The following is a 6,032-nucleotide window of genomic DNA, read 5'->3' on the forward strand; positions in this document are numbered from 1 at the left end:
TCAGCCCTCCACCGGGGTCAGGACGTCGGCGAGCAGCTGGCGGTGCGCGGGGAACACCTGCCCGCCGTACCGGGCGGCGAGGTGGTCGATGAGCGCCCACACGTTGTCGGCGTGGACCCACGCGGCGCGGGCGGCGTCGTCGGCGCCGACCACGGGAAGCACCTCGTCGCGGTCGTCCGGGTGGTAGGTGCCGAGGTGGCAGCGCGACAGCACGGTGACGATCCACGCCTCGTCGCTGGCGCGGGGGTCGGGGACGTAGCGCGGCGCGTCGGTGCGCCACTCGCCCCACGACAGGTCGAGCGTCGTCTCCTCCGCCAGTTCGCGGATGGCGGCGGCGGTCGGGGACTCGCCGGGGTCGACCATGCCGCCGGGCAACGCCCAGCCGTGACCGTCCTTGCGTTCGACCATGACGATCCACCGGCAACCGTCCGGATCGAGCGCTTCGACCAGGGCGTCAGCGGCGACCGCCTCGCCCCAGTGGCCCAGCTCGTTGCGGCCGTGCTCGATCCCGGTCGGTGCGAACGGGTTGACCGGTCGGCCGTCGGTGACGGTGAACGGGATCAGCGCGGCGGCCTGCCGGGCGGGCCAGTCGATGCGGGTCGGGTCGGTGATCGGGTCGGCCCAGCCGTCCCGGACGCCGACGGTGAACACGTCGGGGTGGGTGTAGGTCTTCGTCATGGATGCCCTCCAGGGGCGCAGTCAAGGCACTCGCCGAGCGAGCGCGGGATGTAGTACGGCCGCACTTCGCGGCAGGTGGAGCAGGTCCGGCGGGCCAGCAGCGCCCGGCCGATCGCGCGTCGCTGCGCGGCGGTCGCGGGGCGGTGCGGCTTGGCCAGATCGAGGCGGTAGAGGTAGGCGACGCGTTCGCCGCCGACGCCGCGCCAGAGGATCTGCCCGGCAACCGGCTGACCGCCAGGTCGCAGACCACGTGCGCGGAGTTGACGGCGGGTGGCGAAACCGGCTGGCGCGCCCTGCCACCACCAGGTCGGCAGGCCGTACCGCTCGCCCTCGGGGTCGAGGTAGCGAGCGCGGATGCGGCTCACGGCCAGGTCCTCACGCTGCCCGGCGGGCGGCGTTGACGCGGCGCGTGTAGTAGCGCAGCGCCTCACCGACCACCGCGTCACGCGCCCGGTGCAGCCGCCGGGCGGTCACCTCGTCGACCGGCCGCCGTGCGTCGAGGATGTCGATCTGCACGTCCAGCAGGTCAATCTCCGCCTCGATCAGCGGCCATTCGTCCTCGATCGCGGCCAGGTCGGCGGCGGTCGGTTCGTCCGTCGAATCACGGTCGTGGATCACGATTTCTCCTGTAGTCAAAGAGGTTCGCCCAGTCGGCGGAGTGCCGACTGGGCGGAAAGGCTTTGTGCGGCCCAGTTTTCTTCGTGAGCCGACTGCGTTGAGCACGCGAAAGCGTTGCTATGTAACAGCTTCAGCGCTTGCGATGCGGCATCGCTTGCGCCTCGTTCTTGGTGCTATGGAGTTCTCAAGCCACCTGTGCATACGCCGCGTTGTGGGCACGCAATTGCGTCATCCCGGCTCCCGGTCGTCTCGCAAGTCCTATACTCCTGTAAAGGACTTGCACAAAGAGCATGGCGGCTGGCGTCGTGCTGTGTCAAGACCTTTAGAGGACTAGGCTCGAACTCGACCCACGGCGCGAACCGGAGGAAGGTCCATGACGAGCAAGTACGACCGCATTGCGGCCGATTTGCGCAGGATGATCGATGCGGGCGAATTGGCGCCCGGGCAGAAGATGCCATCCGAGACTGTGTTGCTCGGCAAGTACAACGTCAGCCTGTTGACAATGCGACGCGCGCTCGCCGTGCTGGAGGCAAGTGGGGTTATCGAGAAACGTCACGGCGTCGGCAACTTCGTACGCAAAGCCAGGGCGCGAGTAACGCGAACCACGGAGCGCTATCAGTGGGAAAAGGACCGTGCGCTACTGCCGGAGAGTAAGCGTCGGTCAACGGGCGCCACGGAGCGCGATACCGGATTGACGAAAGACGACCTCAGTTTCCAGGCTCATTACAGCGTTATCGAAGCGGACGAGGAGCTTGCAGGCGTATTCAAGGCTCCGGTCGGGACGCGCTTACTGAAGCGCACCTATCGTACAGAAACGGGCGATGACAGCGCGCCGATTGCGCTAAGCGCGTCATATCTGCCGTATGAGATAGTCGCGGCCAACCCCAAACTCTTGGACGCTGCAAACGAGCCGTGGCCCGGCGGCACGCACCACCAGCTCCGCACCGTGGGCGTTGAGGTAGACAGGATCGTTGACGAGGTTACAGCCCGGCCACCGTTCCCAGAGGAGGCGGAACAGCTCGGCATCGATGCTGCCGGCGTCTCCGTCATCAGCTTGCGCAAGATCTCCATCGACACTAGCGGCCGGGTGGTGGACGTTGCGGATGTGCTCCTGTCCGGCGATCGGACGCAACTTGTCTACACGACGCAGCTAAACCGTTGGCCGACCGATCGCCCCTCCACGAAAGGCAGCAAGCGTAAATGACGGTCCTGTCAATTATTACCCCGATTTACAACCCCGTTGCTGAATACCTTCTGGCCGCATACGAATCGCTCACTTCCCAGGAAATGGCCGAAGGCGACTCCTGGGAGTGGGTGGTTCAAGAAGACGGCACAACGGGAATCGCACAAGGGATTCTGCCCAACGACGATCGAATTTCCTTTGGCGGGGGGCGGCCGGGGGGCGTGGCAATAACGCGCAACTTGGGGCTATCCCGAGCGCGGGGCTCCCTCGTTAAGAACCTTGACCAAGACGACATCTTGACGCCGGGCGTACTAGCCCGCGACCTGGCCGTGCTCGCCGATCCGGCGATCGGCTGGACTACCTCTCGGGTGCTCGACTTGCTGCCGGACGGGTCCACGGTCGGCTTCGACAACGATCCGGATCCCGGGCCGCTGCACTGGCCCTTCGTGGTGGACCACTGGCGCAGCCACGACTACCGGGCGCCAGTGCACCCGACGACCATCTGCCTGCGTCGCAGCCTCGCAGTCGGCCTGGGCGGTTGGATGGCAGTGCCCGGCTCAGACGACACGGGTCTACTCATTGCGGCGAGCGTGGCGTCTCCCGGGTACTTCATCGGGGAAGTCGGCCTGCTCTACCGCAAGTGGCCTGGACAAGTCTCGGCAACCGCCGGTCACGTCGAGCCGCAGGAACGAGCGCTGCGCATGGGGCTCATCAGTGAGCGGGCCGACCAGATGGCCGACATGCTCGGCTTGGTCGCCCGCGACTAGAACGGGTGTGCGATAGCCTGCGGCGGTGCATCGACCACGGGGGGACCGGCTGGCGCTCGCTGTCTGTGGGGCGGCAAGCGCCAGCCGGTCATCAGCACTTGGAGTAGCCGGTAAACGTCCCGTCCGGTCGCTGCGTGCCACACCACGTGGGGATCTCCACCTCGGTCAGTCGCCAGCCGTCCCGCTGCCGCACAGCCTTGGCGTGCCACGGAAGCGTGCTGGAGTACCACCCATCTGTGCGGCCGTCGTTGGGATGGCCGCCGACGCTGAACCAGAGGGTTACGTCAGCCCGGTCGCCTTCCTTGTGGACGCTGATCAGCTCTTGCCCTTCTGGTGCCCACCCTGTCTTGACCTCGCCCCAGACCCATTCGGGATGCCGGGCAATGTCGCGCTCCCTGTCCGCCAGGAAGTCTGCACGGGTCTTGAGGATGTCCTTGGACCGCTTGCCTGTCACCATCCGGGCCGCCAGCATCTCGCCGTCTTTGCCCGGGTACCCAAACGAGATCTGGTAGCGGACCAGAGCCTCGTTGGGATTGGCGGCGCCTTGGCCTGCCTCGATCGTGTCGCGCACGAGCGGCAGAACGAACACGGTGACGACCACGGCAACTGGCACGGCCAGGCATAGCGCGACGCCTGTAGCGATGCCGCCCATCAACCATGGCCACCGCTTGCGAGGCTTCGGCGGCGGTGGCGGCGCGTTGACCGGCTCGCCGATGATCTCGCCCTCAATGATCGCGTTTCGTGTCTGCCCCGTCACAAGATCGACGCTACATGATCTCTAAGCGGGGTCGCAGTGGTCGGGGACACAAGTTCTGGCTTGGTGTCCCTCCTGTCCCCCGAGTCCCCCGATGTGGCTTGACCTGCGGATTCGCAACATCAACTCGGGGACAGTTGGGGGACACCTGTCCCTCACGCTTCGTGTCGGCGAGTGAAGAGCGGCTAGAACAGAGGGGGGCTGCCCTCTGTTCTAGCCGCTCTTCGACATGCCCCTCACTGTTCATGATCAACAGTCGTGCGGAGGATGCGCGGAGGAAAGCATGCGCCGTGGTTGCTCCGTCCCAGGTCATGGCCTGTTCTACGCACAGGCTGTAAATCCGTCGCGAAAGCTACAGAGGTTCGAATCCTCTACCCGCCACCGGCAAGACAGCACGGCCCCGGACCGGGGATCTCGGTCCGGGGCCGTTCTCGTTTGACGCGACCGGGTGAGCCGGGCCTGCGAAGCATCAAAATTGTCGTACACACGTTCTAAGATGTATCCATGAACGAGCGACAGTGGTGGAACGGGCGGTGGTCCCGGCTCGTGCGGCGGGACGTCTTCGTGCGCAACGCGGCTGACGGCCGGTGGCAGGTGGAGCTTCGGCGCGGCGGGCCCGACGGCCGGCTCCGGGTCCGGTCCTTCGACTCCGAGAGCGACGCGCTCGGCTGGGTCGAGTCGGCGGTCCTCGACGACGAGGACCCTGAGGCCGGCTGGCGCGAGATGCGCGACGCGACGGTCCTGTCCGTCAGGAGGCGACGAGCGTCCAAGACCGACTCCCATGGGCGCGGAAAAGTTGCGCGAGGATTGGAACGGACGGGCTGATATGGCCGGACCGCCACTCCCGGAATCGGCCGAAAGGTCGATTCTTCTTGGAGTGCGTGTCATCCTCGCCCTCGCACTGTCGTTTGAGGCGTTGGCTGTGGCAGGATCGTGGGTATCCATACGGGACCTGATGTCACTGCGATCGCATAGGAGCGACAGATGCGAGACACGACGCTTGGTCGGTGGATGGCACGCTTGGCGGTGACCGTCGGCGTGGGCGTGGTTGCCCTCGGCATCACAGCCGCAGTGGCGCAGGCAAGCGACGCGGACAGTGAGGCGTTGTCGGTGAAGGTCGGAGTCGTCGGCGCGATTCAGGCGGGCACCGAGCCGCTTTTCGTCACTGAGGCCTGGGAGTGGAACTAGGTCGGATCGGCCCCGCCGCTCGGCGGCGGTGATTCACCAGGCTCCATGCCCGAAGGATTGGGGTAATGGGTGCCGGCTCCGAAGGTTCCGATCAGCCGCTCTGAGAGCCACTCCTGGCTGATTACCGCCCCGCTCTTCGTCCTGGGTTCCCTGCTGTCCCTGCCACTGCTGATCACCGGTGAGGGGCAGACGGCCGGCCAACAAATCGGTTATGCGCTGGTGCTGTTGGCGCTGGCCACGTTGGCCACGCCGATGGAGCTGCGCTTCGACATCCGGCGACAGGCGCTGGTCACCAAAATGAACGACGTCCCGGTCGTCCTGGCGCTGTTCTACCTCTCGCCCTGGCTCGCCGTCGCCGTGCGGGTCGCCGCCGGCCTGTTGTGGAACATCTTCGGTGCCCGCCTCAGCTGGCACAAGGTCGCGTTCAACGCCGCCAGCAATTTCGCGGGCATCGCGACGGCCAACATGATCGTGTTCCAGTTCGGGTTGCACGGCGCCGGCTCGCCGCTCACCTGGATGGTGCTTGCCGCCGCGGTGTTCGCCGGCAACGTGGTCACGCTCGCGGCCATCGCCGGGGTCATGATGCTGCTGCAGGGCGTCGGGCAGCTGCCGCAGTTCCTGCGGTCCTCGGTGCCGGGCTTCGCAGTGATGGGCGTCAACATCGTCCTGGGTCTGGTCATGCTGCTGACCCTCGATGCGAGTCAGTGGGGCGCGCTGCTGCTGGTCGCCCTGGCCATCGTCCTGCTCATCCTCTACCGCTCGTATGCGCAGTTCTTCCGCCAGCACCGCAACCTCACCGAGATGTACACGCTGACCCGCGACATCGCCGCGACCAACCACGACG

General features: G+C 66.3%; 8 protein-coding genes and 1 pseudogene. 5 read left to right on the forward strand and 4 right to left on the reverse strand.

Annotation, left to right across the window (positions count from 1 at the left end; genetic code table 11):
• From ACFY3L_RS25825 to ACFY3L_RS25835, 3 genes are read right to left on the reverse strand one after another with little or no spacing between them, the layout of a single operon-like run.
• Positions 1–678, reverse strand: a complete 678-nt coding sequence (locus tag ACFY3L_RS25825) for an NUDIX domain-containing protein (RefSeq protein WP_389329019.1) — start codon at positions 676–678, stop codon at positions 1–3.
• Positions 675–1,043, reverse strand: a complete 369-nt coding sequence (locus ACFY3L_RS25830) for an RRQRL motif-containing zinc-binding protein (RefSeq protein ID WP_389329022.1) — start codon at positions 1,041–1,043, stop codon at positions 675–677. The genes ACFY3L_RS25825 and ACFY3L_RS25830 overlap by 4 nt, the downstream gene beginning before the upstream one ends.
• A 10-nt stretch (positions 1,044–1,053) precedes the next feature.
• Positions 1,054–1,296 (reverse strand): DUF6284 family protein, encoded by a 243-nt coding sequence (locus ACFY3L_RS25835; protein ID WP_389329025.1) that lies wholly within the window; start codon positions 1,294–1,296, stop codon positions 1,054–1,056.
• A gap of 373 nt (positions 1,297–1,669) precedes the next feature.
• On the opposite strand from ACFY3L_RS25835, the gene ACFY3L_RS25840 reads away from it, so the two are divergent.
• Both ACFY3L_RS25840 and ACFY3L_RS25845 read left to right on the forward strand, forming a co-directional pair.
• Entirely contained in the window at positions 1,670–2,500 is an 831-nt protein-coding gene (locus tag ACFY3L_RS25840) for a GntR family transcriptional regulator (protein WP_389329028.1), read from the forward strand.
• Positions 2,497–3,246, forward strand: coding sequence for a glycosyltransferase family 2 protein (locus ACFY3L_RS25845; RefSeq protein WP_389329031.1), 750 nt, complete (start codon positions 2,497–2,499; stop codon positions 3,244–3,246). Before ACFY3L_RS25840 ends, ACFY3L_RS25845 begins: the two co-directional genes overlap by 4 nt.
• Positions 3,247–3,337: 91 nt before the next feature.
• Here the strand turns inward: ACFY3L_RS25845 and ACFY3L_RS25850 are convergent, their stop codons facing one another.
• Positions 3,338–4,003, reverse strand: a complete 666-nt coding sequence (locus ACFY3L_RS25850; protein ID WP_389329034.1) for a hypothetical protein — start codon at positions 4,001–4,003, stop codon at positions 3,338–3,340.
• A gap of 501 nt (positions 4,004–4,504) precedes the next feature.
• On the opposite strand from ACFY3L_RS25850, the gene ACFY3L_RS25855 reads away from it, so the two are divergent.
• The 3 genes and pseudogenes from ACFY3L_RS25855 to ACFY3L_RS25865 all read left to right on the forward strand — a co-directional run.
• On the forward strand, positions 4,505–4,825 hold the full coding sequence (locus ACFY3L_RS25855; protein ID WP_389329037.1) for a hypothetical protein: 321 nt from the start codon (positions 4,505–4,507) through the stop codon (positions 4,823–4,825).
• 159 nt (positions 4,826–4,984) lie between these two features.
• Positions 4,985–5,188, forward strand: a complete 204-nt coding sequence (locus tag ACFY3L_RS25860) for a hypothetical protein (protein ID WP_389329040.1) — start codon at positions 4,985–4,987, stop codon at positions 5,186–5,188.
• A gap of 69 nt (positions 5,189–5,257) precedes the next feature.
• Positions 5,258–6,032, forward strand: a pseudogene (locus ACFY3L_RS25865) (hypothetical protein); the annotation flags it as partial.

This window comes from Dactylosporangium sp. NPDC000521 (assembly GCF_042898305.1).
GTDB lineage: Bacteria > Actinomycetota > Actinomycetes > Mycobacteriales > Micromonosporaceae > Dactylosporangium.

Excerpts from the sequence above, each read along its gene's own strand:
- ACFY3L_RS25845 (WP_389329031.1), top strand. The coding sequence starts at position 2,497 with ATGACGGTCCTGTCAATTATTACCCCGATTTACAACCCCGTTGCTGAA.
- ACFY3L_RS25840 (WP_389329028.1), top strand. The coding sequence starts at position 1,670 with ATGACGAGCAAGTACGACCGCATTGCGGCCGATTTGCGCAGGATGATC.
- ACFY3L_RS25860 (WP_389329040.1), top strand. The coding sequence starts at position 4,985 with ATGCGAGACACGACGCTTGGTCGGTGGATGGCACGCTTGGCGGTGACC.
- ACFY3L_RS25855 (WP_389329037.1), top strand. The coding sequence starts at position 4,505 with ATGAACGAGCGACAGTGGTGGAACGGGCGGTGGTCCCGGCTCGTGCGG.
- ACFY3L_RS25825 (WP_389329019.1), bottom strand. The coding sequence starts at position 678 with ATGACGAAGACCTACACCCACCCCGACGTGTTCACCGTCGGCGTCCGG.